The organism is Citrobacter sp. RHB25-C09, from assembly GCF_013836145.1.
Taxonomy (GTDB): Bacteria; Pseudomonadota; Gammaproteobacteria; order Enterobacterales; family Enterobacteriaceae; genus Citrobacter_A.
The window spans coordinates 562,712-587,674 of the sequence record NZ_CP057483.1 but is presented as its reverse complement, the minus strand read 5'-3'; the positions used below and the strand labels follow the sequence as shown (position 1 = coordinate 587,674).

At 53.0% G+C, this 24,963-nt stretch carries 21 protein-coding genes and 1 other RNA gene; 10 read left to right on the top strand and 12 right to left on the bottom strand.

Annotation, left to right across the window (positions count from 1 at the left end; genetic code table 11):
* The first annotated feature begins 99 nt into the window (after positions 1-99).
* Complete coding sequence (locus tag HVY19_RS02825) at positions 100-801, top strand: pirin family protein (protein WP_181682877.1); 702 nt, start codon at positions 100-102, stop codon at positions 799-801.
* A 19-nt stretch (positions 802-820) separates the two neighbouring features.
* The gene (locus HVY19_RS02820; protein WP_181682876.1) at positions 821-985 is read left to right on the top strand and encodes a hypothetical protein; all 165 of its coding nucleotides are present in this window, start codon (positions 821-823) and stop codon (positions 983-985) included.
* Between the two features lie 94 nt (positions 986-1,079).
* On the opposite strand, the gene HVY19_RS02815 is transcribed toward HVY19_RS02820, so the two are convergent.
* The 12 genes from HVY19_RS02815 to garP form a co-directional block, all read right to left on the bottom strand.
* The gene (locus tag HVY19_RS02815) at positions 1,080-2,393 is read right to left on the bottom strand and encodes a serine dehydratase subunit alpha family protein (protein WP_181682875.1); all 1,314 of its coding nucleotides are present in this window, start codon (positions 2,391-2,393) and stop codon (positions 1,080-1,082) included.
* A 21-nt stretch (positions 2,394-2,414) separates the two neighbouring features.
* Complete coding sequence (locus tag HVY19_RS02810; protein ID WP_181682874.1) at positions 2,415-3,746, bottom strand: amino acid permease; 1,332 nt, start codon at positions 3,744-3,746, stop codon at positions 2,415-2,417.
* 341 nt (positions 3,747-4,087) lie between these two features.
* Positions 4,088-6,382 (bottom strand): formate C-acetyltransferase, encoded by a 2,295-nt coding sequence (gene pflB, locus HVY19_RS02805; RefSeq protein WP_181682873.1) that lies wholly within the window; start codon positions 6,380-6,382, stop codon positions 4,088-4,090.
* 32 nt (positions 6,383-6,414) lie between these two features.
* Complete coding sequence (tdcD, locus tag HVY19_RS02800; RefSeq protein ID WP_181682872.1) at positions 6,415-7,623, bottom strand: propionate kinase; 1,209 nt, start codon at positions 7,621-7,623, stop codon at positions 6,415-6,417.
* Between the two features lie 25 nt (positions 7,624-7,648).
* Entirely contained in the window at positions 7,649-8,980 is a 1,332-nt protein-coding gene (gene tdcC / locus HVY19_RS02795; RefSeq protein ID WP_181682871.1) for a threonine/serine transporter TdcC, read from the bottom strand.
* Positions 8,981-9,015: 35 nt separating this feature from the next.
* Entirely contained in the window at positions 9,016-10,005 is a 990-nt protein-coding gene (gene tdcB / locus HVY19_RS02790) for a bifunctional threonine ammonia-lyase/L-serine ammonia-lyase TdcB (protein ID WP_181682870.1), read from the bottom strand.
* A gap of 100 nt (positions 10,006-10,105) precedes the next feature.
* Positions 10,106-11,044, bottom strand: a complete 939-nt coding sequence (tdcA, locus tag HVY19_RS02785) for a transcriptional regulator TdcA (protein ID WP_181682869.1) — start codon at positions 11,042-11,044, stop codon at positions 10,106-10,108.
* Between the two features lie 724 nt (positions 11,045-11,768).
* Positions 11,769-12,146, bottom strand: an RNA gene (gene rnpB / locus HVY19_RS02780) — RNase P RNA component class A.
* Positions 12,147-12,178: 32 nt separating this feature from the next.
* Positions 12,179-13,324 (bottom strand): glycerate 2-kinase, encoded by a 1,146-nt coding sequence (garK, locus tag HVY19_RS02775; protein WP_181682868.1) that lies wholly within the window; start codon positions 13,322-13,324, stop codon positions 12,179-12,181.
* Between the two features lie 76 nt (positions 13,325-13,400).
* Positions 13,401-14,291, bottom strand: a complete 891-nt coding sequence (gene garR / locus HVY19_RS02770; protein ID WP_181682867.1) for a 2-hydroxy-3-oxopropionate reductase — start codon at positions 14,289-14,291, stop codon at positions 13,401-13,403.
* 29 nt (positions 14,292-14,320) lie between these two features.
* A complete protein-coding gene (gene garL, locus HVY19_RS02765; protein WP_181682866.1) occupies positions 14,321-15,091 on the bottom strand; it encodes a 2-dehydro-3-deoxyglucarate aldolase in 771 nt (256 codons plus the stop codon).
* 28 nt (positions 15,092-15,119) lie between these two features.
* Positions 15,120-16,454 carry a galactarate/glucarate/glycerate transporter GarP gene (gene garP, locus HVY19_RS02760; protein WP_181682865.1) on the bottom strand — a complete coding sequence of 445 codons (1,335 nt, stop codon included), beginning with the start codon at positions 16,452-16,454 and terminating at the stop codon, positions 15,120-15,122.
* A 379-nt stretch (positions 16,455-16,833) separates the two neighbouring features.
* Between garP and garD the strand changes: the two genes are divergently transcribed.
* The 8 genes from garD to HVY19_RS02720 all read left to right on the top strand — a co-directional run bounded on the left by garD (position 16,834) and on the right by HVY19_RS02720 (position 24,953).
* A complete protein-coding gene (gene garD / locus HVY19_RS02755) occupies positions 16,834-18,405 on the top strand; it encodes a galactarate dehydratase (protein WP_181682864.1) in 1,572 nt (523 codons plus the stop codon).
* Positions 18,406-18,631: 226 nt separating this feature from the next.
* The gene (locus tag HVY19_RS02750; RefSeq protein ID WP_181682863.1) at positions 18,632-19,486 is read left to right on the top strand and encodes a tagatose bisphosphate family class II aldolase; all 855 of its coding nucleotides are present in this window, start codon (positions 18,632-18,634) and stop codon (positions 19,484-19,486) included.
* 51 nt (positions 19,487-19,537) lie between these two features.
* A complete protein-coding gene (gene gatZ, locus HVY19_RS02745; protein WP_181682862.1) occupies positions 19,538-20,809 on the top strand; it encodes a tagatose-bisphosphate aldolase subunit GatZ in 1,272 nt (423 codons plus the stop codon).
* Between the two features lie 14 nt (positions 20,810-20,823).
* Positions 20,824-21,288 (top strand): PTS galactitol transporter subunit IIA, encoded by a 465-nt coding sequence (gatA, locus tag HVY19_RS02740; protein WP_181682861.1) that lies wholly within the window; start codon positions 20,824-20,826, stop codon positions 21,286-21,288.
* Between the two features lie 29 nt (positions 21,289-21,317).
* Positions 21,318-21,602: a PTS galactitol transporter subunit IIB gene (gene gatB / locus HVY19_RS02735; RefSeq protein ID WP_181682860.1), complete on the top strand. Its 285-nt coding sequence runs from the start codon at positions 21,318-21,320 to the stop codon at positions 21,600-21,602.
* A 4-nt stretch (positions 21,603-21,606) separates the two neighbouring features.
* Entirely contained in the window at positions 21,607-22,980 is a 1,374-nt protein-coding gene (locus HVY19_RS02730; protein ID WP_181682859.1) for a PTS galactitol transporter subunit IIC, read from the top strand.
* Positions 22,981-23,025: 45 nt separating this feature from the next.
* Positions 23,026-24,069, top strand: coding sequence for a galactitol-1-phosphate 5-dehydrogenase (gene gatD, locus HVY19_RS02725; RefSeq protein ID WP_181682858.1), 1,044 nt, complete (start codon positions 23,026-23,028; stop codon positions 24,067-24,069).
* A gap of 110 nt (positions 24,070-24,179) precedes the next feature.
* Positions 24,180-24,953, top strand: coding sequence for a DeoR/GlpR family DNA-binding transcription regulator (locus tag HVY19_RS02720; protein ID WP_181682857.1), 774 nt, complete (start codon positions 24,180-24,182; stop codon positions 24,951-24,953).
* The last annotated feature ends 10 nt before the right edge of the window (positions 24,954-24,963 follow it).

The following is a 24,963-nucleotide window of genomic DNA, read 5'->3' as shown; positions in this document are numbered from 1 at the left end:
TCTCATTCAGGAAATTTGAACATACCTGGCAGAATATCTGGCTAACAATGCAGCGTCCAGCCCATTAACATAAAAGGAAGTAAAGAGAGGTCAGGAAATATGATTACAACCCGAACAGCCAAACAATGCGGAAAAGCAGACTACGGATGGCTGCAGGCCCGCTATACCTTCTCCTTTGGACACTACTTTGACCCGCAACTGCTGGGCTTTGCCTCGCTGCGCGTACTCAATCAGGAAGTGCTCGCCCCGGGCGCAGCCTTCCAGCCGCGCACCTGGCCGAAGGTCGATGTCCTGAACCTGATTCTGGAAGGGGAAGCGGAATACCGCGACAGTGATGGAAACCATGTGCAGGCAAAGGCAGGAGAAGCCTTACTTCTCGCCGCACAGCCTGGCATCAGCTATAGCGAACATAACATCAGTAAAGACATCCCATTGACGCGGATGCAACTGTGGCTGGACGCATGTCCGCAGCAGGAAAACCCCCTGGTGCAAAAAACGACGCTAACGATGGACAAGCAGCAGCTTATCGCCTCGCCGGACGGTGCCGACGGAAGTCTGCAACTGCGGCAACAAGCGTGGGTTCACCACATTAAACTGGAGCAAGGCGAATCGTTGAGCTTTCAGCTACATGGCCCCCGTGCTTATCTGCAATCCATTCATGGCACATTTCATGCGGTGACGCATGATAAGGCTCGTGAAGCGCTGACCTGTGGCGACGGTGCTTTTATTCGTGATGAAGCTAACATAACGCTGGTTGCTGATACGCCATTGCGCGCTTTGCTGATAGATTTGCCTGTGTAGCCCGAAAATGGAGTTGCCCATGAGTAAGAAAGCCATTAAGAAATCCGCTCCAAAAGCGAAACCTGCGGTCACCGAAGCAAGAGTAGTGCCTTGTAGCTTTGGCTACGAGGAAATGTTGACCGAGCTGGAAGCCATTGTCGCTGATGCCGAAGTGCGGCTGGCCGAAGAAGAAGCCAGCGCCTGACTGTCTGGATTTCCCTGGTGCCGGATGGCGGCGTTCCGCCTTATCCGGACCCGTAGGCCCGATAAGCGAAGCGCCATCGGGCATTCAGAGATCATTAATGCGCTTTACGGGCCATGATCTCGATGATCTGTTTGTCCGTTTGCTGCATTGAATTGCATGCCAGCGCGCACAGGTTGGCAATCGACTGTTCAACGTTGTGCGCCACAATTCCTTCGTTTCCCGTTACCGCCGTATTGTCCAGCGCCATCAGCACCGCCTTCCACGCCGCCGACGCACTGGTGGAGACTTTCATCGCACAACTGTTCGATGCGCCGTCGCAGATCATCCCGCTGACGTCGCCAATCATGCTACCGATCGCCATGGAGATTGTGCTGTAGCGGCCTTCATCCACCAGCCACGCCATCCCTGCTGCTGCGCCCATTGCTGCGGTCGTCGCCGCACATAGCGCAGACAAACGCGGTAGCTGATGGTGGATATAAATCGCGCTCAGGTGCGAGAGCATCAACGCGCGCGCCAGTTTCTCCTCATCAGCGCCAAAGTGCTCTGCCACTACCATGACCGGTACCGTGGCGGTGATGCCCTGATTACCGGAGCCTGAATTGCTCATCGCGGGCAGCGTCGCGCCTCCCATACGCGCATCCGATGCCGCGCTGGTGCGGATCACAATTGCCGTGGAGAGATCGTCTGCCAGTAACCCGCGCGCGCACTGTTTTTCCAGCGTCGCGCCAATGTGCAATCCCCAGTTCCCCCGCAACCCTTCCCGCGACAGCGCGCCGTTGAGCCGGGCGGCATCAAGGATAAAGCGAATGTCCTCAAACGGTACCGCATTAACAAATGCCAGAATCTCTTCCAGCGACGTTTTCGACAACACCGCCAGCGGTGATTCCTGCTCTTCACCGCGTGCCCCCGCTTCCTGCGCAAACTTCACGCCTGCGTGGGTTTCAATGCGCACAATATGGGTATGGCCGCCGACAATGGTGACACAGGCCCATCCGTCATGGCTGTAAACCTTCGCACGGGAAAAAAGGATCTCATCGCAGGGTTGTTGCAACATCACCGAGACTTTCCCCGCCTTCAGCAGCGCTTTTGCGTCGGCTACTGCCTGCGCGGAGGCATCTTTGAGCACCTCAAGCCCGGCCTTGCTGTTCCCCCCAAGAGCGCCTAGCGCGGCGGCGATCGGCAGGCCAACCATGCCGGTGCCTGGCACCGTGACGCCCAGACCGTTTTTCATCAGATTCGGTGATACCCAGGCGTCAATCCGCTCTACTGCGCCATGCAGCTCGGCTGCCGCAACCGCCGCCGCCAGCGCCAGTGAGATAGGTTCCGTACAGCCCAGCGCCGGTTTCACTTCCTCTTGCACGGCGAGGATAAAACGCTGCCACAATGGGTTTTCTGTAGTCTCAAACATAACAACAACCTTCAAAATCAATCAGGAGAAAGCCAGGAACGGAGATACGCACAGCAGCAAACCGGTGACGATAATCAGATACAGCGACGCCCCTTTGTATTTGTGCAGTGCAGGAACTTTGTAGACCAGCCAGGCGGGGATCAGGCATCCCACCATGCCAAAGATTGGGCTACAGATAGAGGTAAAGCTCAGTACCGGCGCGTTGAGCACGATCGCACTCCAGGCCAGCAAAATGGCGAACAGCATGATGCCGCGTTGAACGAGCGTTTCGTTAATCTTCCCGTCGGGCATCTTACGGCGCAGGATGTTCATCACAATCCCCTGAGTCGCTTCACGAAAGCCCAGATAGACGCCAAAGAACGCGGTCATTACGGCGAAGATATTCAGGATGACGCTCACCACTTTCACCCAGCCAGCGCCCGCGCCGCTGATGAACTGTGCGGCAATGGCAAGCGCGGAGATGTTTTGCTCATAGGCTTTTACCGCTTCGTCGTGCCCCATCGCCAGGGTGAAGGAGACGGCATAGAAGAACACGGTAACAAACAGAATGCCGAAAGCGATGTTCATCGCGCGCAGCGCTTTGTGACGCGCCACTTCAATGGATTTCTCACGGGAACGATAGGAGATCACCATCGGACTTAAGGTCTGGATAAACAGGATTGAGGTCAGGGTGAACGGCAGAGTGATAATCGCGTTCTTTACCAGCAAACCCATCGGCGGCAGCGCGCCTACGTTATACAGATGCCACATCCCGATCATCGACACACCCAGCGCCGCCACCACCAGCAGTTTGGTCAGTACCATTCCGGTGGATATTTTGAACAGCAGCTTTTCGCCGCGCGAGGAGATGGCTACCAGGATGCAGATCAGCACCAGACCATAGAACGGGCTGTCAGAAAGCAGTCCTTCGGTGGCGCCAAAGGTATGCAGATAGGAAGCACTGTCGTTGGTGATGGCGGTGGAGTAAACAAACATCCAGATCACCAGCATGACGAAGTACAGCGCGCCTAGCAGGATCCCCCAGTTTTTACCGAGGTAGCCGCTGATGACGCTCGGATAGTCCTTACATTCCGAAGATTCCGCGAGGGTGTTGATAAACAGACGCTGGAAAAGATACATCGCCGGGTAGCCAATAATGGAGGAGAGCAGGAAAACCCATAATCCCATCAGCCCAACCTGCACCGGGAGAAACACAATCCCCGCACCAATCGCCATCCCGATACTCATAATCACCCAGCCGGTGTCGGTGCTGTCGAATTTAATCGCTTCGCGCCATTCGCTCTCGCTCATCCCTGCCCGACGCGCCGGGGCAGAGCCGTCGAGGATCACACTGCTGTTCGTTACCGTTTCCATAAAATACTCGCTCACTATGTAGGGTAAGTTTTTTTTAATTTTTACGTGCCGCATCAAGGCGATAGGCGGTACGGAGTGTGCAGGCGAGTCGTTAGAATGGAAAAAATCATACCCCCGGGGGCAGAGAAAAACTTCACAAACAAACCCTGATATTTGCCATAGGTTAAGAATTATTTTCTATATAATGATTAGATAAGTACTGTATTTTCTTAATTTGAAGGCGATCACAATAAAAAAAGCACACCGAAGTGTGCTTTCAGGCGTTATCGCCGGATGGCGGCGTTCCGCCTTATCCGGCCTACATATAGAGCAGTCCTTAGGTCAGATACGGGCAATGCCCGTTACATCGCGTGGGTGAACGTTCGCGAAATGACATCCTGCTGCTGCTCGCGGGTGAGCGCATTGAAGCGCACCGCATAGCCCGAAACGCGGATCGTCAGGTTCGGGTAGTTTTCCGGATGTTCAATGGCATCCAGCAGCATCTCCCGGTTCATGACGTTAACGTTCAGGTGTTGCCCCCCCTCGACGTGCGCTTCGTGATGGAAGTAACCGTCCAGCAGCCCAACCAGGTTGGTTTTCCGCACCGGATCTTCTTTACCAAGTGCCGCAGGCACAATCGAGAAGGTGTACGAAATCCCATCTTTGGCGTAGGTGAACGGCAGCTTCGCCACCGAAGTCAGTGAGGCAACGGCACCTTTGCGATCACGCCCATGCATCGGGTTGGCCCCCGGCGCGAAAGGTGTTCCCGCGCGGCGTCCATCCGGTGTATTCCCGGTTTTCTGCCCATACACGACATTGGAGGTGATGGTCAGAATCGACTGCGTCGGTACCGCATTGCGATAGGTCGGCAACACTTTAATTTTCTTCATAAAGCGTTCAACCAGGTCGCAGGCAATACTGTCCACACGCTCGTCGTTGTTGCCGTACTGCGGGTAGTCCCCTTCGATGACGAAATCCACTGCCAGTCCGTTGTGATCGCGTACCGGTTTCACCTGCGCGTATTTGATTGCAGAAAGTGAATCCGCCGCCACCGACAGTCCGGCAATACCGCATGCCATCGTGCGATAGACGTCGCGGTCGTGCAGCGCCATCAGCGAGGCTTCGTAGCTGTATTTGTCGTGCATGTAGTGGATGATGTTCAGCGCGCTGATGTACTGCACCGCCAGCCAGTCCATAAAGTGATCCAGACTGTCCATCACGGTGTTGTAATCGAGCACGTCGTCCAGCAACGGCGCGGTTTTCGGCCCGACCTGGATTTTCAACTTCTCATCCACGCCGCCGTTAATTGCGTACAGCAACGTTTTGGCGAGGTTGGCGCGGGCACCAAAGAACTGCATTTGCTTGCCGATGACCATCGGACTGACGCAGCAGGCAATGGCATAGTCGTCACTGTTAAAGTCAGTACGCATCAGATCGTCGTTTTCATATTGCAATGACGAGGTGACGATGGAGACCTGAGCGGCATACTTTTTAAAGGCAATCGGCAGCGCTTCGGACCACAGCACGGTCAGGTTCGGCTCCGGTGCGGGTCCCATCGTGTGCAGAGTGTGCAGGTAACGGAACGAGTTCTTCGTGACCAGCGTGCGGCCGTCCAGCCCCATCCCGCCAATCACTTCAGTTGCCCAGATCGGATCGCCGGAGAACAGAGTGTCAAATTCCGGCGTGCGCAGGAAACGCACCATACGGATCTTCATGATGAAGTGGTCGATCAATTCCTGCGCCTGCTGTTCCGTCAGGATCCCGGCCCTGAAGTCGCGCTCAATATAGATATCGAGGAACGACGCGGTGCGCCCCAGCGACATCGCACCGCCGTTCTGCGATTTCACCGCCGCCAGATAGGCAAAGTAGACCCACTGTACGGCTTCCTGTGCGTTACGCGCCGGACGGGAGATATCACAGCCATACTTCGCCGCCATCTCCTGCATTTGCAGCAGCGCACGACGATGCTCCGCCAGCTCTTCGCGCAGGCGGATAGTGGCTTCCAGATTCTGGCCAAATTCTAGACTCGACTGGAGATCGGCAAACTGCAGTTCACGCTCGCGCACCAGATAGCGAATGCCGTACAGCGCCACGCGGCGGTAGTCGCCGATGATGCGCCCGCGACCATAGCCGTCCGGCAGACCGGTCAGTACACCTGATTTACGACAGCGCAGCATATCCGGCGAGTAGGCGTCGAACACACCCTGGTTGTGCGTTTTACGCAGCTCGGTGAACAGATATTCAAAGTTCGGATCCATTTCACGACCGTAAGCGTCAAACGAGCTTTTGATCATGTTTACGCCGCCAAAAGGATGTAACGCGCGCTTGAGCGGCTTATCCGTTTGCAAACCGACAATCTTTTCTAATTCTTGCTCAATATAACCCGCATCGTGAGCGGTAATGGTGGTGGCAATATTGGTATCGAAATCGACCGGCGCATGGGTCGCGTTCTCGATACGAATGCCCGCCATCACCTTTTCCCACAATGCCGTGGTAGCCGGCGTCGCGTCGGCGAGAAAGGATTCATCGCCTTCATAAGGCGTGTAGTTGTGCTGAATAAAATCACGGACGTTAATTTCTTCTTTCCAGTCCGTACCTTTAAAGCCAAGCCATGCTTCGGCATACAGCATATCGCTGGTATCGATATTTACCTTCATGAAAAATAATCTCTCTACAAAACGACAATAAATTAGGCGTATTCCACGGCGGCATTAATGCGGCCTAAGGTAATGGCATCGAGCGCAATCATTTTCTCTTCGTTAGTTGGAATAACGGCGCAAATAACTCGGGAATCGTTGGCGGAAATAATTCTTTCGCCGTGCGAATTCGATAATTGGTTACTTTCGCTGTCGATATTCACGCCGAGAACCGCTAAATGCTCACACACCAGACGACGAATTAAGACTGAGTTTTCACCAATGCCGCCGGTGAAAATAAGGCCGTCCAGACGGTGTAACGAGGCGGCGTGTCCGGCAATGTGGCGGGCGATGCGATGAACAAAGGTTTTAATGGCCAGTTGCGCGCGCTCGTGTCCTTCATGCCAGGCCTTTTCCAGCACTCTCAGGTCGGATGACAGACCGGAAATCCCCAGCAGACCGGACTCCTTGTTCACTACGCGTTCCAGGTCACTCAGTGTCTGGTTGGTTTCACTTGCCACCCACGCCATTGCGCCGAAGTCGACGTCACCGCTGCGGGTGCCCATCATCAGCCCTTCCAGCGGCGTCATGCCCATTGACGTATCCACGCTCAGACCGTTGCGCACGGCGCAGATCGAGGCTCCGTTACCGAGATGAGCGATCACCACGCCAGAGTCATGTTCTGAGAGCGCCAACAGCTCATGGGCGCGCTGGGAAACATAGCGATGTGACGTGCCGTGAAAACCGTAGCGCCGCACGCCAAGCTCGGCGTAGTAATTCCACGGTAGGCCGTACAGATAAGCTTCTGGTGCCATTGTCTGGTGGAAGCTGGTATCAAATACCGCCACCTGCGTGACGCCAGGGAAAAGCTGCTGTGCGGATTCAATACCGCTCAGGTTCGCGTAATTATGCAGCGGAGCTAACGGCGAAACCTGACGAATATTATCGATAACCTCATCGGTAATAATCGCGGACTCCGTAAAAATATTTCCGCCGTGGGCAATGCGGTGGCCAATTAAGGCCACACTGTCATTTAAATTACGTTTTTCCAGTTCAAATGCGATGGCCTTTAATGCGCCTTCGTAGCTGTGGTGAGCCAGCGGTGCTGGCTCTCCTCCATTAATTGCTAAAAAAGCGTTTTCAGTATTAATCCCGTCGGCGATTCCTGACATTAAGGCGTCGCAGTTATTCGCATCCAGCACTGAAAACTTAATTGAAGACGATCCGCAGTTGATCACCAGCACTACCGGAAATTCATTCATTTCATTACTCATCCTGAGTTATGGCTTAAAACAGTTTGTACACGATGTTCAGAATGGTCAGCAGACCAATGGCAGTGACAAACACGTTATCCAGACGGCCACGGTATTTCGCCAGCGACGGCGCTTTACGAATAGCGTACATCGGCAGCAGGCACAGCAGCGAGGCGATAATCGGCGCACCCATTGCTTCAATCAGGTCCAGAATGTTCGGGTTAGCGTAAGCCACAACCCAGGTGGACCCCATAATGAAGACCATGCTGATGGTGTTGAGCTTGCCAGAGGAAACTTTGGTTTTATCGCCTTTATAGCCGAACTTCAGTACCAGTCCGTTCAACCCTTCCAGCGTCCCCAGGTAGTGACCGAAGAACGATTTGAAGATCGCAACCAGCGCAATAATAGAAGCCCCATATTCCAGCACCGTCGCGAAGGTGGATTTAGTGCCGGACATTGTCGCAAAGTGGTTGGCGAGGTAGGAAAGCACCGGGATATTCTGCGCTTTCGCGTCCGCCATGTTTTGCGGAGACAGCGTGAACAGGCAACTGAAGGCGAAGAACATTACCACCGCCACCATCAGCATGCTGGCGCGCGAGATAATTTGTGAACATTTCTGCTCGGTGTACTGGCGGCCAAAGTCTTTCTCGTACTCTTCGCGCTTGGACACGACAAAAGAAGAGACAATCGGGGAGAAGTTAAACGAGAACACCATGATGGAGATACCCAGCCACACGGTAACCAGAATGCCATCATGACCCGTCAACGCGATATTGCTCAGATCCACCTGCTCAATCACCGCCGCGTTCCAGTAAGGAATCAACGACAGAGAAATCAGCACCAGGCTGGCAATAAACGGCCATACCAGGTAGCTCATCACTTTAACCATCAAATCCTTACCAAACCAGATGACGAAGGCCATCAGGAGTAGCAGGAACAGGGCGACAAAGCCACGATTCAATGCCGGCATCTGCAACTGATTTTCCCAGAAGGTCATGAACGTATTGGTAATGGTGACGCCATAAATCCACAGCAGCGGACAAATCGCGAAGAAATAGAGGAACGTGATAACCACGCCGCCCGTCTTACCAAAATGCTCTTCGACCGTTTCCGTGATGTTACCGGATGGATTTGACCCGGACAGGCACAACCGCGCCAGCGCGCGGTGGCAATAGAAGGCGATGGGGTAAGCCAGCACCAACATCAAAAGAATGGGGATTAAGCCGCCGAACCCTGCGCGAATGGGGAAGAACAACACCCCGGCGCCGATGGCGGTACCAAATAAACCCAGTGTCCAGGTGGTGTCCGATTTACGCCAGGACGACTGTTTTGTCTGGCTGGATACAATGCTATCAGTAGTACTCATATCCTATCCTCAACGATAAAATTTATTATCCAGATTTATGCGTCAGCTAAACCTGTAATTTGCGATACACGAGAAAGATCGATATTGCCGCCAGAAATAATGCTGACCGTTTTTCTGTTCTGGATATAGCTATCTAATTTCCCACTTAATAAAGCCGCACATGCCAGCGCACCTGCCCCTTCAGTCACCACTTTATTGCGTTGAATTAAGGCAATCATGCTGTTGCGAATTTCGTCTTCGCTGACCAGAACAATGTCATCGACTAATTCACGAACGATTTCGTAAGTTAAATTCCCTGGGCGAGATACATCACAGCCATCCGCCAGGGTGCCGGTCGTTCGATGGGTGGTTATTTCTCCGGCGCGGTAAGAAGCAGCCATGCCGTGAACATTTTCCGCCTGGACGCCAATCACTTTAATAGTCGGGTTAATGGATTTAATCGCAATGGCGATACCGGCAATTAAACCGCCGCCGCCGATGGGGACAATCACGTTATCGACGTCATACAGATCTTCCATAATTTCCAGGCCGATGGTGCCCTGACCAGCAATTACTTTCGGGTCGTCATACGGCGGGATAAAAATGCGGCCTTCCATTTCGACAATCTCACTCACCTTCGCGATAGTGTCGTTGAAGTTCTCCCCGTGCAGCACCACTTCAGCGGAGTAGTCGCAGGTGGCGGCCACTTTGGATTTCGGTGCGCCTTTTGGCATCACGACTTTGCCGTCGATCCCGAGCATGGCGCAAGAGAGCGAAACGCCCTGCGCGTGGTTACCCGCAGAACAGGCGACAACGCCTTTACGTTTTTCCGCATCGGTCAGTGAACTTAATTTGTTAAACGCGCCGCGAATTTTAAAAGAGCCGGTACGCTGCATGTTCTCAAATTTAAGGAATATTTCTCCCTTACAACGTTCGCTAAAATAATTCGAGCGAGGCATACCGGTTTTATATATTTTTCCTGCGAGTCGTTTTTTTGCTTCGAGGATATCTTCAATGGCAACCGGGAGATCGTAAGTAATGTGCATTGTAACCTCTTACCTGGATATTTAAATAATAGATAGCCGTTACCAAAGGCTGATGCACAGCGCAATGGCGCTATTCGTGGATTAAATAAAATTTAATCAGCTAGCCGATTTCAATTAATTGTTTTCTTCTACAACTGTTATATGACGAATACTCTTTCGCTAATTCCACTAAAATGGATGCTGCTTTTTTAATACGATAATTTTTGGACCATATTGCGGCATAGCGCGCTATGGGTAACGATTCTTCTATCGGTAATGTTATAAACTGGTTGGAACCAAAAGGGGCGGCCATATCGCAGGGAATAACCGTCAGAAAATCAGCATTGAGAACAAGATTATAAATGGTGACGACGGAGTCGGTTTTAACGATGTTTTCAATACTGATGCCGCTTCTTTGCAGGGTGGTGAGGAGTTCGCTGTAGTAGCCCATATTCGTTTGTGGCAACACCCACTGTTCGTTCTGCAACGATTCCAGCGTGGTGGTGCCGGTGCATGTTCGGGACTTGTTTGCCACCAGAACGAACTCGGATTCGAAGAGCGGCTCCACGTGCAGATCCTGCAACTTCATTTCATCGCTGAGCGTACCGATAGCAAAATCCAGCCGTCCGTCACGAATCGCCGGTAAGAAGGAAGAGAGCTGCGCTTCATACATGGAAACCTGCGATTTCGGGTAGACCTCTTTGAACTTCTGAATCATGTCGGACATAAAGGTAAAGCCAATCAGCGAAGGGAAACCGAATGAGACATCGACCACCGCGTTGTCGGTCATGCTGTTCATCTCATTCACCATGTTTTTCATCTCACGAGTGATCGATTCAGACCAGGAGAGCAAAACCTGCCCGGCCTGGGTTAAGGTAACGCCGGTATTTTTTCGTACCACCAACTCAACGCCAAAATAAGCTTCAATATCATTAATGATTTTACTGACCGCCGGTTGCGTTAAGCCCAACTCTTTTGCCGCAGAACCGATAGACCCACTTCTGATGACTTCCTGAAAGACCACCAACTGCTGAGTTTTAGGGAGAATAAAAGTATTCATATCGTCCTGCGTTAATAACTTTGTTGACGGCGTGGAGTGTAACAAATTAAGCAAAGAAGGATATGTGCGACCCCTCACAAATTGCCTGGGGCTATATTTCATCAAGTGACACTTATTTTATAAAACCTTTTATTTTCAATAATATAAATAAAAACAATGTCACATTAGACTGATTTCAGTCAAAAAAAAGGGGGGGGATAACAATATTTTATGGCGATAACAATACATTTTTTATGGCTATTATAAAAAGCGAGGAACGACGATATTTCAAGCAATTATCGTGTGATTAACAGGCAAAATATTCATTAAATTTAATGAGTAATTAATCAAATAAAATTTGTATTAATATATAAATTACGTTAAAGGGCGTTATGTATCACATTTTTCCGCCTTATTTGTTTGTAAATAAACATTACATTTATCAATAATCAAACATTGGTAAACACAATCACATCATTTACAACAACACATTAACACTGGAAATTGACGTTTTTACAGCGTGTAATTTTGCATTAGCAATCGATTGGTTTCTGTTTCTCTCGCTAAATTTATCACAGGTAGCGATTTGTGTTGCCTGTCACAAAACACGAAAATTCTTATCGGCAGGTCTGGTATCGCCGCCGGATGGCGACACCAAAGCGTCTTATCCGGAAGACAGAACACCCTCAAGGAATTATTCCGCGCCCAAAAGCAAAAACCCGCCGAAGCGGGTTTTTAACGGAAAGAGTGAAGCTGACCGATAAGCCGGGTTCTGTCGTTGGACAGTCATTCATCTAGGCCAGCAATCGCTCACTGGCTCAAGCAGCCTACCCGGGTTCAGTACGGGCCGTACCTTGTGAACCCCTATTTGGCCTTGCTCCGGGTGGAGTTTACCGTGCCACGGACTGTTACCAGCCGCGCGGTGCGCTCTTACCGCACCCTTTCACCCTTACCTGATCCCACTTGCGTGGGCCATCGGCGGTTTGCTCTCTGTTGCACTGGTCGTGGGTTTCCCCCCCAGGCGTTACCTGGCACCCTGCCCTATGGAGCCCGGACTTTCCTCCCCTCCGCCCGTCTCCCCCGAGAGGGACGACGACGAAGCGGCGACTGTCTGGTCAGCTTCGGCGCGAAGTATAGAGGGTTTGTGCGCCCTTGTCACCCTGCACTGCGCATTCCAACTGCCAGCGTCGCCGCAATGTTTCTCGACGCCCGGTAGATGTTGTCAAATGCGCCACGAAACGCCTCTTCCAGCGTGCTAATGCGGGTGAGAACGCTGAAGACGGCATCAATGCCATGTTGATGTACCACGCCCACATCCTGCGTCAGACTGCCCGCAATGCCAATTACCGGTTTATGGTATTTCTTCGCCACGTTCGCTACGCCCACCGGAACTTTGCCGTGAATACTCTGGCTGTCGATGCGTCCTTCCCCTGTGATCACCAGCGTACAGTCATGGATATGCTCTTCCAGATTCAACGCCTGGGTGACAATTTCGATCCCACTTTTCAGATCCGCCCCCAGGAAGGCCATCAGCGCCGCCCCCATTCCACCGGCGGCTCCAGCACCAGGCACCTGTTTCACATCCACGCCCAGCGATTTTTTAATCATTGCTGCGTAATGGGCAAGGTTATTGTCCAGCTCAACGATCTGCGCTTCAGTTGCCCCTTTCTGCGGACCAAAAATTCGCGATGCGCCGGATTGGCCCACCAGCGGATTCGTCACATCGCAGGCAACACGGATAACACAGGTTTTCAGGCGCGGGTCCAGACCGGAGATATCAATTGTGTTGAGGCTGTTCAGGCTGCCGCCACCATAACCAATCTCCGTGCCGTTGGCATCGCATAGCTTTGCGCCCAGCGCCTGCACCATTCCCGCACCGCCGTCATTCGTGGCGCTACCACCAATGCCGATAATAATATTCTTCGCCCCGCTTTCCAGCGCCTGAAGGATCAGTTCCCCCGTTCCGCGTGACGTCGTAATAAGAGGGTTGCGTTTATCCGGAGGAACCAGCGCCAGTCCACTGGCCGCTGCCATTTCGATAAACGCGGTTTGACCATCGCCAGACATACCCCAGTTGGCATTCACTTCTTCGCCCAGCGGTCCGGTCACCCGAGCGGAATGTGCAAACCCCTGCGTGGCAGCAATCATGGCTTCAACCGTCCCTTCACCACCATCGGCAAGCGGAACGGTAACATATTGCGCATCGGGGAAAATTTCCCGAAATCCTTTTTCTATCGCCTGAGCTACCTCGGGGGCAGATAGGCTTTCTTTATAAGAGTCTGGAGCGATAACAATTTTCATAGTTGTAGCCTGTTACTGCACATTTCCGGCCTGGACTGTAGGCCCGGTAAGCATTGCGTCACCGGGCACGACGTCATTAGCGAGTGACTTCTACTTTTGCCAGTTTTTCGTAATAGCATGCCAGTGCGCTGTGATCGGCGGTACCCAGACCGTCCGCGCGCAGTGCCTGCATCATTTCCATCACCGCGGCCGTCAGCGGCAGCTGTGCGCCAACGCCGTGAGAGGTATCAAGCGCATTTGCCAGATCTTTAATATGCAGATCGATACGGAAGCCCGGCTTGAAGTTGCGGTCCATCACCATCGGCGCTTTCGCATCCAGCACGGTGCTGCCCGCGAGGCCGCCACGGATCGCCTGATAAACCAGATCCGGACTCACCCCCGCTTTCGTTGCCAGCGTCAGCGCCTCAGACATTGCCGCAATGTTCAGCGCCACAATCACCTGATTCGCCAGTTTCGTCACGTTACCCGCGCCAATGTCCCCGGTATGGACCACGGAACCTGCCATTGCTTTCAGCAGGTCGTAGTATTTGTCAAAAATCGCTTTGTCACCGCCGACCATGACCGACAACGTGCCGTCAATCGCTTTCGGTTCGCCACCGCTGACCGGCGCATCGAGCATATCGATGCCTTTTGCCTTCAGCGCTTCGCTAATCTCACGGCTCGCCAGCGGCGCGATGGAGCTCATATCAATCAGTACGGTGCCCGGTTTTGCACCTTCAATAATGCCGCCTTCTCCCAGCGCCACCTCTTTTACATGCGGAGAGTTTGGCAGCATGGTGATAATCACGTCACACTGCTCGGCGATCGCTTTTGCGCTGCTGGCCGTTTCTGCCCCTGCGGCAATCACTTCAGCTATCGTTTCAGGGTTACGGTCAGAAACCACCAGCGAGTAACCTGCTTTAAGGAGGTTTTTACTCATTGGTTTACCCATAATGCCCAGGCCAATAAAACCAACTTTCATAGTCATATCAATTATCTCTCTTGTTTCGGTGGTGGTTATTTCTTGAAGGAATCTGCCAGTTTCTGCGTCGCGGAGCGGAAGACACCCAGATCGCTGCCGACGGCGACAAAGGTTGCGCCCCACTCCAGATAGCGGCGCGCATCGGCCTCAACAGGCGCCAGGATGCCGCACGGTTTGCCGTGCGCTTTCGCGCGAGCAAAAATGTGCTGAATGGCTTTTTGAACCTCAGGATGTGACGCGTTACCCAGGTGACCTAAAGCAGCCGCCAGATCGCTTGGGCCGACGAAAATCCCGTCAACGCCTGCGGTGGCAGCAATGGCATCGACGTTATCTACGCCCTGCTGGCTCTCGATCTGCACGATGATGGTGATGTTCTGATTCGACTGAGCAAAGTAATCCGGAACCGTACCAAACATGTTGGCGCGGTGGGAAACCGAGACACCGCGAATCCCTTCCGGCGGATAGCGGGTAGAGGCCACGGCATTTACCGCCTCTTGTTCCGTTTCCACAAACGGGATCAGGAAGTTGTAAAAACCGATATCCAACAGACGCTTAATAATCACCGGTTCGTTAGTCGGCACGCGTACTACCGGCGCGCTGACACTGCCTTTCAGCGCCATCAGCTGCGGAATAAAGGTGGAGACATCGTTGGGCGCATGTTCGCCATCCAGTACCAGCCAGTCGAAGCCCGCCAGCCCTAGCACCTCGGTGCTGATGGGGTTTGCCAGCGCAGACCAACAGCCAATCTGAACCTGATGCGCTGCCAGCGCCGCCTTGAATTTGTTCGGGAAAATGTCGTTATTCATTACGTTTACCTTGTCACTTAACCGTTAATTATTTCTGCAGTTCCATACGTTTGATGTCACCGACAATAAACAGGTAGCAAACCATCGCCATCAGCGCGGAACAGCCAACGAAAACCAGCGCGGCGTTGAAGGAGTGCAGTTCACTCACCAGATAACCGATGACCAGCGGGGTCACGATGGATGCCACGTTGCCAAAGACGTTAAATACGCCGCCACACAGGCCAACAATCTCTTTCGGCGCAGTGTCCGAAATCACCGGCCAACCCAGTGCGCCAAAGCCTTTCCCGAAGAAAGCCAGCGCCATCAGGGACACGACCAGGGCTGTGTTATCGGTGTAGTTGCATAAGATGATGGTCGACGCCAGCAGCATGCCCAGCACAATCGGCAGCTTACGTGCGACGGTGATGGTAAAGCCGCGCTTAATCAGATAGTCAGAGAACACGCCGCCCAGTACGCCACCGGCAAAACCACACAGTGCCGGAATTGATGCCACCAGCCCCACTTTGAGGATCGACATGCCCTTTTCCTGCACCAGATAAATCGGGAACCATGTCAGGAAGAACCAGGTAATGGTGTTGATAAAATACTGACCGAAGAAGACGCCGAGCATCATGCGATTGGATAGTAGCTGCTTGATATAATGCAGCTTCGGGCCACTCGCCACGGCGTTCCCCGGTTTTTTGTGGTCCATGTCGACCACGGCGCCGTTTTCAGAAATGAATTTTAGTTCTTCAGCGGACATACGCGGGTGGTCAGTTGGGTTATGAATCAGTTTGATCCACAGCCCCGTCAACACAAAGCCAATGACGCCCATCACGGTAAAAACATGCTCCCAACCCCAGGCGAAGGTCAACCAGCCCAGCAGCGGCGAGAACAGCGCCAGCGAGAAATACTGCGCCGAGTTAAAAATGGCTGATGCGGTACCGCGCTCTTTGGTTGGGAACCAGGCCGCGACAATGCGCGCGTTCGCCGGGAAAGAAGGCGCTTCCGAAAACCCCAGCATAAAGCGCATAAAGAACATTGAGACGCCTGCCCAGGCCAGCGGAAACAGATCCACAAAGCCTTGCAGGAAGGTGAACAGCGACCAGAAAAACAGGCTATACGTATAGACTTTTTTCGAACCAAACTTGTCGAGCAGCCAGCCGCCGGGGATTTGCATTAGCAAATAGGCCCAGCCAAAAGCAGAGAAGATATACCCCATCGACACCGCGCTAAGCTGTAACTCTTTAGCGACTTCGGTTCCGGCAATCGACAACGTCGCACGGTCAGCATAGTTAACCGCAGTGACAATAAAAATTATCAGCAAGATTAAATAGCGGGTATGCGTTCCTTTCTTTTTTTCTTCAACCGTATCCAGGATCATTTTATTTACCTCAGGCACTCAGGCAGATATTTTATTATTATTTATTGATGGCAGACGCTATCGATTATTAATAAACAGAATGTACTTAGTTCGTGATTCAGTATAATCAGCGCACGGCCATTAGGCATTGTGCAAACGCTCATTTAAGGCATCGTGAATAAATAATATTTTGAGCATTTGCCCATACCGCTGGGCGCTAATGCACAGATTTACGCTTTCCCCCCTTGGCCGGCGGGGCGTTGGCCATAATGAGTGATCCCGATCACATTCTTATTTCTGAACTCCTGACATTCTTATTTCATCACGTCATAACTTTCTTTTTTATATTTTCTGAAAACATTTACATTAATATCATCATCCGGCTGGAGAAGAGTGAGCAATGGCCAACATCGAAATTAGACAAGAATCGCCGAGCGCGTTTTATATAAAAGTCCACGATACCGATAACGTGGCGATAATTGTTAATGACAATGGTCTAAAAGCCGGAACGCGTTTTTCGGATGGCCTGACGCTTATTGAACATATTCCGCAGGGCCATAAAGTCGCGCTGATGTACATTCCCGTTCACGGTGAAATAGTGCGCTACGGCGAAGTGATCGGCTATGCCGTGCGCGACATTGCATGCGGTAGCTGGATTGATGAATCAATGGTCGAACTGCCCAAAGCGCCGCCGTTAAATACCCTGCCGCTGGCAACTAAAGTGCCGGAGCCGCTACCCCCGCTGGAAGGTTATACCTTTGAGGGCTACCGCAACGCCGATGGCAGCGTAGGCACCAAAAATTTGCTTGGCATCACCACCAGCGTCCACTGTGTGGCGGGCGTGGTCGATTATGTCGTGAAAATCATTGAGCGCGATCTGCTGCCGAAATACCCGAACGTCGACGGCGTGGTGGGACTCAATCACCTGTACGGCTGCGGCGTGGCGATTAACGCGCCGGCGGCGGTAGTCCCCATTCGTACCATTCATAACATTTCGCTGAACCCGAACTTTGGCGGCGAAGTCATGGTGATTGGCCTGGGCTGTGAAAAGCTCCAGCCGGAGCGGCTGCTGGAAGGCACCCCTGATGTCCCGGGCATTCCGGTTGATAGCGCCAGTATTGTCAGCCTACAGGATGAAAAACATGTCGGCTTCCGCTCCATGGTCGATGACATTTTGCAGGTTGCCGAACGCCATCTGGCAAAGCTGAACCTGCGCCAGCGCGAAACCTGTCCGGCTTCGGAGCTGGTCGTCGGGATGCAGTGTGGTGGCAGCGACGCGTTTTCCGGCGTGACGGCGAACCCGGCGGTGGGCTATGCCTCGGATCTGCTGGTACGCTGCGGCGCAACGGTCATGTTCTCGGAAGTGACCGAAGTCCGCGATGCGATCCACCTCCTGACACCGCGCACCATCAACGAAGAGGTTGGCAAGCGTCTGCTGGAAGAGATGGCCTGGTACGATAACTATCTCGATATGGGGAAAACTGACCGCAGCGCGAACCCGTCGCCGGGCAATAAAAAGGGCGGCCTCGCCAACGTAGTGGAAAAGGCGCTGGGCTCCATTGCGAAATCCGGTAAGAGCGCCATTGTCGAGGTTCTCTCTCCGGGACAGCGCCCAACAAAACGCGGTTTAATCTACGCTGCGACGCCCGCCAGCGATTTTGTCTGCGGGACTCAGCAGGTCGCTTCCGGTATCACCGTGCAGGTGTTTACCACCGGACGCGGCACGCCGTACGGCCTGATGGCGGTACCGGTCATTAAGATGGCGACGCGCACAGAACTGGCGAACCGCTGGTTTGACTTAATGGATATTAACGCGGGGACCATCGCTACAGGGGAAGAAACCATCGAAGAGGTGGGACAGAAATTGTTTGAATTCATACTGGATGTTGCCAGCGGGCGTAAGAAAACGTTCTCTGACCAATGGGGTCTGCACAACCAACTGGCAGTGTTTAACCCAGCACCGGTGACCTGATTACTTGATTGCCGGATGGCGGCGTAAACGCCTTATCCGGCCTACAAACATTCCTGTCGGCGAGTCGAAAGCATGCTTATCAAGCATGCTTTTTTTTCGTTCATCTACTTTCGCAATCCTTCCATTCCTTTCGTAACTTTCATTTTTCCGATCGAAATCACATTAAAGCATTACGAAAGCCTATATCTTCTTTCGAAGAAAACAAACGAAAGATTTCGGAGGAAGGATGTTTATCATTTCCAGCAAAACAATGCTAAAGAAGGCCCAGCAGGAAGGTTACGCCGTACCGGCATTTAACATCCACAATCTCGAAACACTACAAGTGGTGGTGGAGACGGCAGCAGAGCTGCGCTCTCCCCTGATCGTTGCGGGAACCCCCGGTACATTTAGTTATGCTGGAGTAGGCAATATCGTCGCGATCGCAGCAGAGCTGGCAAAAGAGTGGAATCACCCCCTTGCGATCCATCTCGATCATCATGAAAAGATCGACGATATCGAAAGTAAAGTGGCTGCTGGCGTTCGTTCAGTCATGATCGATGGCTCGCATTTGCCGTTTGCTGACAATATTGCACTCGTGAAAAACGTTGTCGATTACTGCCATCGCTATGACGTCAGCGTAGAGGCAGAACTGGGGCGACTGGGCGGCCAGGAGGATGACCTGATCGTTGATGGAAAAGATGCCCTCTATACCCACCCGGAGCAGGCGCGTGAGTTTATCAACAAGACCGGGATTGACTCTTTAGCGGTCGCCATCGGCACCGCGCATGGCCTGTATAGTGCCGAACCCAAACTGGATTTTGAACGACTGAATCAGATTCGCCAACGGGTTGATATTCCTCTGGTTCTACACGGTGCGTCTGGGCTCCCCACGCAGGATATCAAGCATGCTATCTCACTGGGCATCTGCAAAGTTAATGTCGCTACCGAACTCAAAATCGCCTTTTCTGATGCCCTGAAAACGTATCTCAGCACACATGCCAATGCTAACGATCCCCGACATTACATGGTGCCAGCCAAAGCCGCGATGAAAGAAGTGGTTCGCAAAGTCATTGCTGACTGCGGTTGTGAAGGCAAGCTTTAACCCCTATTCCCGAAACAATTTGAAGATAAATAGACGCTATCGGAGCCAGAAGTGAAAGAAATTATCTCCCGTCATAAAGCAGGTGAACATTTAGGGATCTGCTCGGTCTGTTCAGCCCATCCGCTGGTCATTGAGGCGGCCCTGCGCTTTGATCTGCATACTGACAACAAGGTGCTGATCGAAGCGACCTCCAACCAGGTTAATCAGTTCGGCGGTTATACCGGTATGAAACCTGCTGATTTCCGCGATTTTGTCTATGGTATCGCGCAGGAAGTCGGTTTTCCGCGTGAACGGTTGATCCTCGGCGGCGACCATCTGGGGCCAAACTGCTGGCAGGATGAACCGGCAGCTGACGCGATGGAAAAGTCCGTGGCACTGATCGAGGCCTATGTTGCCGCCGGATTCAGTAAGATCCACCTGGACGCCTCAATGTCCTGCGCTGACGACCCCACGCCACTCGACCCGAGGGTTGTCGCCGAGCGTGCCGCTGTACTGTGCCAGGCGGCCGAAGCGACGGCAACAGAAGAACAAAAACGCCATCTCACTTACGTTATTGGTACCGAAGTGCCAGTGCCGGGCGGCGAAGCCAGCACCATCGGCACTGTCCATGTGACTCGCGCCGATGACGCCGCACGCACCCTGGAAACCCATCAGGCTGCCTTTCGCGCTCTCGGGCTTGATGACGCCTTATCCCGCGTGATTGCTATCGTGGTACAGCCCGGCGTTGAGTTTGATCATACCCAGATTATCCATTACCAGTCCGAGGCGGCAAAAGCGCTCTCCAGTTGGATAAAAGCCACGCCTATGGTCTACGAAGCGCACTCCACGGATTACCAGACTCGTCAGGCCTATCGTGCGCTGGTGCGCGATCACTATGCGATTTTGAAAGTGGGTCCGGCGCTGACCTTCGCGCTACGTGAAGCCATCTTTGCGCTGGCGCAAATGGAAAACGAGCTGATTTCCCCCGAGCAGCGCAGCCGGGTACTGGAAGTGATTGATGAAGTGATGCTCAACGAACCGGGTTACTGGAAAAAATATTACCGACCGACCTGGAGCCAGGCGATGGTGGACATCCACTTCAGCCTGTCGGATCGCATTCGTTACTATTGGCCGCATCCGCGCATTCGACAAAGTGTGGAAAAACTGCTCGCCAATCTGAGCGGTGTCTCATTACCGTTGGGGTTAATCAGCCAGTTTATGCCTGTACAGTTTGAACGACTGTCAGAAGGTGTGCTAACCGCAACGCCACATGAACTCATTATTGACAAAATCCAGGACGTTTTACGCGCCTATCGTTTTGGTTGCGTGTCCGAAACTGCTTAAGACAGGGAAAACGTATGAGCCAACTGTTTGTCCGAACCGGAATAGACTTTACCTCGTGCCAGCAGGCGCTGGCACACATTGGCGAGGAGATGCTGGCGAAAGGCGTGGTACACGACACGTATCCGCAGGCATTAATCGAGCGCGAAGCCACCTTCCCGACCGGTATTGCCCTCGAACGCCATGCCGTTGCCATTCCACATTGCGAAGCGGTACATGCGAAATCACCGGCGATTTACCTCATCCGTCCGGACAACCCAGTCAAATTCCAGCAGGCGGATGATGACGATGAAATTGCCGTCTCGTTGATTATCGCCCTGATCGTAGAAAACCCGGCGGCACAACTGAAACTGCTGCGTCGCCTGTTCAGTGAACTGCAAAATCCGGACGTGATTGAATCCTTATTAAACACCCCTGAAAACCTGCTGGCGGCGCGTTTTCAGGAAGCTATCCTTGCGTCTGAGCCCTGCGCACAGGCCTGATAATATACTGATAATAAAAGGAACATCCGATGAAACGTAAAGTTATTGTGGCCTGTGGCGGCGCTGTCGCAACCTCTACGATGGCCGCAGAAGAGATTAAAGAGCTGTGTGAAGCCAACAATATTACTCTCGACCTGGTGCAGTGCCGGGTGACTGAAATTGAAACCTATATGGACGGTGCCGATCTGATCTGCACAACTGCCCGCGTTGACCGGACGTTTGGCGAGATTCCCGTCGTTCACGGCATGCCGTTTGTTTCCGGCGTCGGGATCGAAGCCTTACAGCAAAAAATTCTGACAATCCTCGTGGGGTGACGCCATGTTTAGCGAAATCATGCGTTATATCCTCGACTTAGGCCCAACAGTTATGCTGCCGTTGGTGATCATCATCTTCTCCAAATTGTTGGGAATGAAGTTAGGGGATTGCTTTAAGTCCGGTCTGCATATCGGGATCGGCTTTGTGGGGATCGGGCTGGTAATCGGCCTGATGCTCGACTCCATTGGCCCGGCCGCAAAAGCGATGGCTGAGCACTTTGAGATCAACCTGCACGTCATTGACGTCGGCTGGCCAGGATCGTCGCCGATGACATGGGCCTCGCAGATCGCATTGATCGCCATTCCGGTCGCTATCGGCGTCAACATTCTGATGCTGGTAACGCGCATGACGCGGGTGGTAAACGTCGATATCTGGAACATCTGGCATATGACCTTTACCGGCGCGATGCTGCACCTGGCGACCGGCTCATACTGGATCGGTATTCTGGGCGTCGTTCTTCACGCGGCCTTTGTTTACAAGCTGGGTGACTGGTTCGCCAAAGACACCCGCGATTTCTTTGGTCTGGAAGGGATTGCTATCCCGCACGGTTCCTCTGCTTATCTGGGTCCCATCGCCGTGCTGGTTGATACCATCATTGAAAAAATTCCGGGTCTGAACCGCATCCATTTTAGCGCCGACGATGTTCAGAAACGCTTCGGTCCCTTTGGTGAACCGGTGACCGTCGGGTTTGTGATGGGGCTGGTGATTGGCTTTTTGGCGGGCTATGACATTAAAGCCGTCCTGCAACTGGCGGTGAAAACCGCAGCGGTCATGCTGCTGATGCCGCGCGTGATTAAGCCAATCATGGATGGCTTAACGCCCATTGCCAAACATGCACGTAAGCGGCTACAGGCGAAATTTGGCGGTCAGGAGTTCCTGATTGGTCTGGATCCTGCGCTGTTGTTGGGCCATACCTCTGTCGTCTCCGCCAGCCTGATTTTTATCCCGCTGACGATCCTGATTGCGGTACTGGTACCAGGCAACCAGGTGCTGCCGTTCGGCGACCTGGCCACTATCGGTTTCTTTGTCGCCATGGCGGTGGCGGTGCATCAGGGCAACCTGTTCCGCACGCTGATTTCGGGCGTCATTATTATGGGCATCACGCTCTGGATTGCCACGCAGACCATCGGCCTGCATACCCAACTCGCCGCTAACGCCGGGGCGCTAAAAGCGGGTGGCATGGTGGCCTCAATGGACCAGGGCGGCTCGCCGATCACCTGGCTGCTAATCCAACTCTGCACCTGGGAAAGCATCGCTGGCTTTGTGATCATCGCCGCCCTCTATGGGACTGGCGTACTGCTCACCTGGCGTCGGGCACGCAACTTTGTCGCGGCTGAACAACGCGCGGCGCTCATGGAAAGCCAGACCACACCGTAATTTCTGGGGGAGCAATCGCTCCCCATCATTTTTCTGGAGAAAGCTATGAAATCAGTGGTGATTCACGCTGAGGGAGACGTGCGCGTTGAAGAACGTCCGATGCCGCAATTGCAAAGCGATGACGACGTGCTGGTGAGGGTGTTCAGCTCTGGCCTGTGCGGTTCCGATATCCCGCGTATCTTTGCCAAAGGCGCGCATTATTACCCCATTACTCTTGGTCATGAGTTCAGCGGCTACGTCGAATCTTATGGCAAAGGGGTGACCGATATGCAGCCTGGTGATGCCGTCGCCTGCGTTCCGCTTCTTCCCTGCTTTCACTGCCCGCAGTGTGAGCGCGGTTTTTACTCACTGTGCAAACAGTACCAGTTTGTCGGCTCACGTAGCGAAGGCGGGAACGCAGAGTTCGTGGTGGTGAAACGGGCAAACCTGTTCCGTTTACCCTCCGCTATGCCCATTGAAGATGGCGCATTTATTGAACCCATCACCGTTGGCCTGCACGCCTTTCATCTGGCGCAGGGCTGTGAAGGGAAAAACGTGATTGTTGTCGGTGCAGGCACCATCGGCCTGCTCGCGCTTCAGTGCGCACGGGAATTAGGTGCGAAAAGCGTCACCGCTATCGACATTAATCCGCAAAAACTCGAACTGGCAAAAACGCTGGGCGCAACGCAGGTTTTTAACAGCCGCGAGATGAGCGCCGCAGAGATTCATGCCGCACTCGGCGACGTCCAGTTCGATCAACTGGTGCTGGAAACGGCAGGCACTCCGCAGACTGTCTCACTCTCTATTGAAATTGCCGGGCCACGCGCACAGCTTGCTTTAGTCGGCACGCTGCACCACGACCTGACGCTCACCAGTAGCGTTTTCGGGCAGATTCTGCGTAAAGAGCTGACGGTTCTTGGCAGTTGGATGAACTACTCCAGCCCGTGGCCCGGAGAAGAGTGGGAAACGGCTGCACGCTTGTTGACCGAAAAACGTCTGCAACTGACACCGCTGATCGCCCATCGTGGCAACGCGGAAAGTTTCGCAGAGGCGGTAAAAGCGCTGAACGGCGCGCCCATGCAGGGAAAAATCCTGTTAGATCTCTCCTGACCGTACGAGCCAGCAACCTGCGCTGGCTCACATTTACTTTCGAAATTTGTCGTTCACCTTTCGCAATGCTTCGATTAAACTAGCTGCAGTTAATTATCAGGCAAATCAATATGAACTCATTTGAGAGAAGGAATAAAATTGTCGACCTGATTAATATGCAGGGCAGCGTGCTGGTACTGGATCTTTCGAATACCTTTGGTATCTCAGAAGTGACTATACGTGCCGACCTGCGTTTGCTGGAGGAGAAAGGTCTTGTCACCCGCTTTCATGGTGGTGCGGCAAAACCCGGAAGCCATCTGGCGGAAGGCGACAATCAGGAAGTCATACTTGAAGATCGATACCAGCTTGCCAGCGATCCGAAAAAGCGGATTGCTCAGGCAGCGGCGGCAATGGTGGTAGAAGGTATGACCGTAATCCTCGACAGCGGCAGCACCACGTTATTGATCGCCGAAGCGCTGAACCGCAAAAGCAATATCACCGTCATCACCAACAGCTTACCGGCGGCCTTTACGCTATCAGACAATAAAGACCTGACGCTGGTCGTTTGCGGCGGCACCGTGCGGCATAAAACCCATTCAATGCATGGCACCATCGCCGAGCGCTCCCTGCAGGGGATCAGCGCCGACCTGATGTTCGTTGGCGCAGACGGCATCGACGCGACAAACGGTATCACAACCTTTAACGAAGGGTATTCCATCAGCAGCGTGATGGCTGCGGCGGCGCATAAAGTGGTTGCCGTCCTTGACGCCACGAAGTTCAACCGTCGCGGCTTCAACCAGGTTCTGCCCATGGAAAAGATTAACTGTGTGATTACCGACGACAGCATCAACAAGCAGGACAAAACCGCGCTGGCTAAAACAGGCGTTGAGTTGGTGATTGTTTAAAAATGCATTT

Coding starts and splice junctions, on each gene's coding strand:
- HVY19_RS02825 (WP_181682877.1), top strand. CDS start 100: ATGATTACAACCCGAACAGCCAAACAATGCGGAAAAGCAGACTACGGA.
- HVY19_RS02820 (WP_181682876.1), top strand. CDS start 821: ATGAGTAAGAAAGCCATTAAGAAATCCGCTCCAAAAGCGAAACCTGCG.
- HVY19_RS02815 (WP_181682875.1), bottom strand. CDS start 2,393: ATGTTTGAGACTACAGAAAACCCATTGTGGCAGCGTTTTATCCTCGCC.
- HVY19_RS02810 (WP_181682874.1), bottom strand. CDS start 3,746: ATGGAAACGGTAACGAACAGCAGTGTGATCCTCGACGGCTCTGCCCCG.
- pflB (WP_181682873.1), bottom strand. CDS start 6,382: ATGAAGGTAAATATCGATACCAGCGATATGCTGTATGCCGAAGCATGG.
- tdcD (WP_181682872.1), bottom strand. CDS start 7,623: ATGAATGAATTTCCGGTAGTGCTGGTGATCAACTGCGGATCGTCTTCA.
- tdcC (WP_181682871.1), bottom strand. CDS start 8,980: ATGAGTACTACTGATAGCATTGTATCCAGCCAGACAAAACAGTCGTCC.
- tdcB (WP_181682870.1), bottom strand. CDS start 10,005: ATGCACATTACTTACGATCTCCCGGTTGCCATTGAAGATATCCTCGAA.
- tdcA (WP_181682869.1), bottom strand. CDS start 11,044: ATGAATACTTTTATTCTCCCTAAAACTCAGCAGTTGGTGGTCTTTCAG.
- garK (WP_181682868.1), bottom strand. CDS start 13,324: ATGAAAATTGTTATCGCTCCAGACTCTTATAAAGAAAGCCTATCTGCC.
- garR (WP_181682867.1), bottom strand. CDS start 14,291: ATGACTATGAAAGTTGGTTTTATTGGCCTGGGCATTATGGGTAAACCA.
- garL (WP_181682866.1), bottom strand. CDS start 15,091: ATGAATAACGACATTTTCCCGAACAAATTCAAGGCGGCGCTGGCAGCG.
- garP (WP_181682865.1), bottom strand. CDS start 16,454: ATGATCCTGGATACGGTTGAAGAAAAAAAGAAAGGAACGCATACCCGC.
- garD (WP_181682864.1), top strand. CDS start 16,834: ATGGCCAACATCGAAATTAGACAAGAATCGCCGAGCGCGTTTTATATA.
- HVY19_RS02750 (WP_181682863.1), top strand. CDS start 18,632: ATGTTTATCATTTCCAGCAAAACAATGCTAAAGAAGGCCCAGCAGGAA.
- gatA (WP_181682861.1), top strand. CDS start 20,824: ATGAGCCAACTGTTTGTCCGAACCGGAATAGACTTTACCTCGTGCCAG.
- gatB (WP_181682860.1), top strand. CDS start 21,318: ATGAAACGTAAAGTTATTGTGGCCTGTGGCGGCGCTGTCGCAACCTCT.
- HVY19_RS02730 (WP_181682859.1), top strand. CDS start 21,607: ATGTTTAGCGAAATCATGCGTTATATCCTCGACTTAGGCCCAACAGTT.
- gatD (WP_181682858.1), top strand. CDS start 23,026: ATGAAATCAGTGGTGATTCACGCTGAGGGAGACGTGCGCGTTGAAGAA.
- HVY19_RS02720 (WP_181682857.1), top strand. CDS start 24,180: ATGAACTCATTTGAGAGAAGGAATAAAATTGTCGACCTGATTAATATG.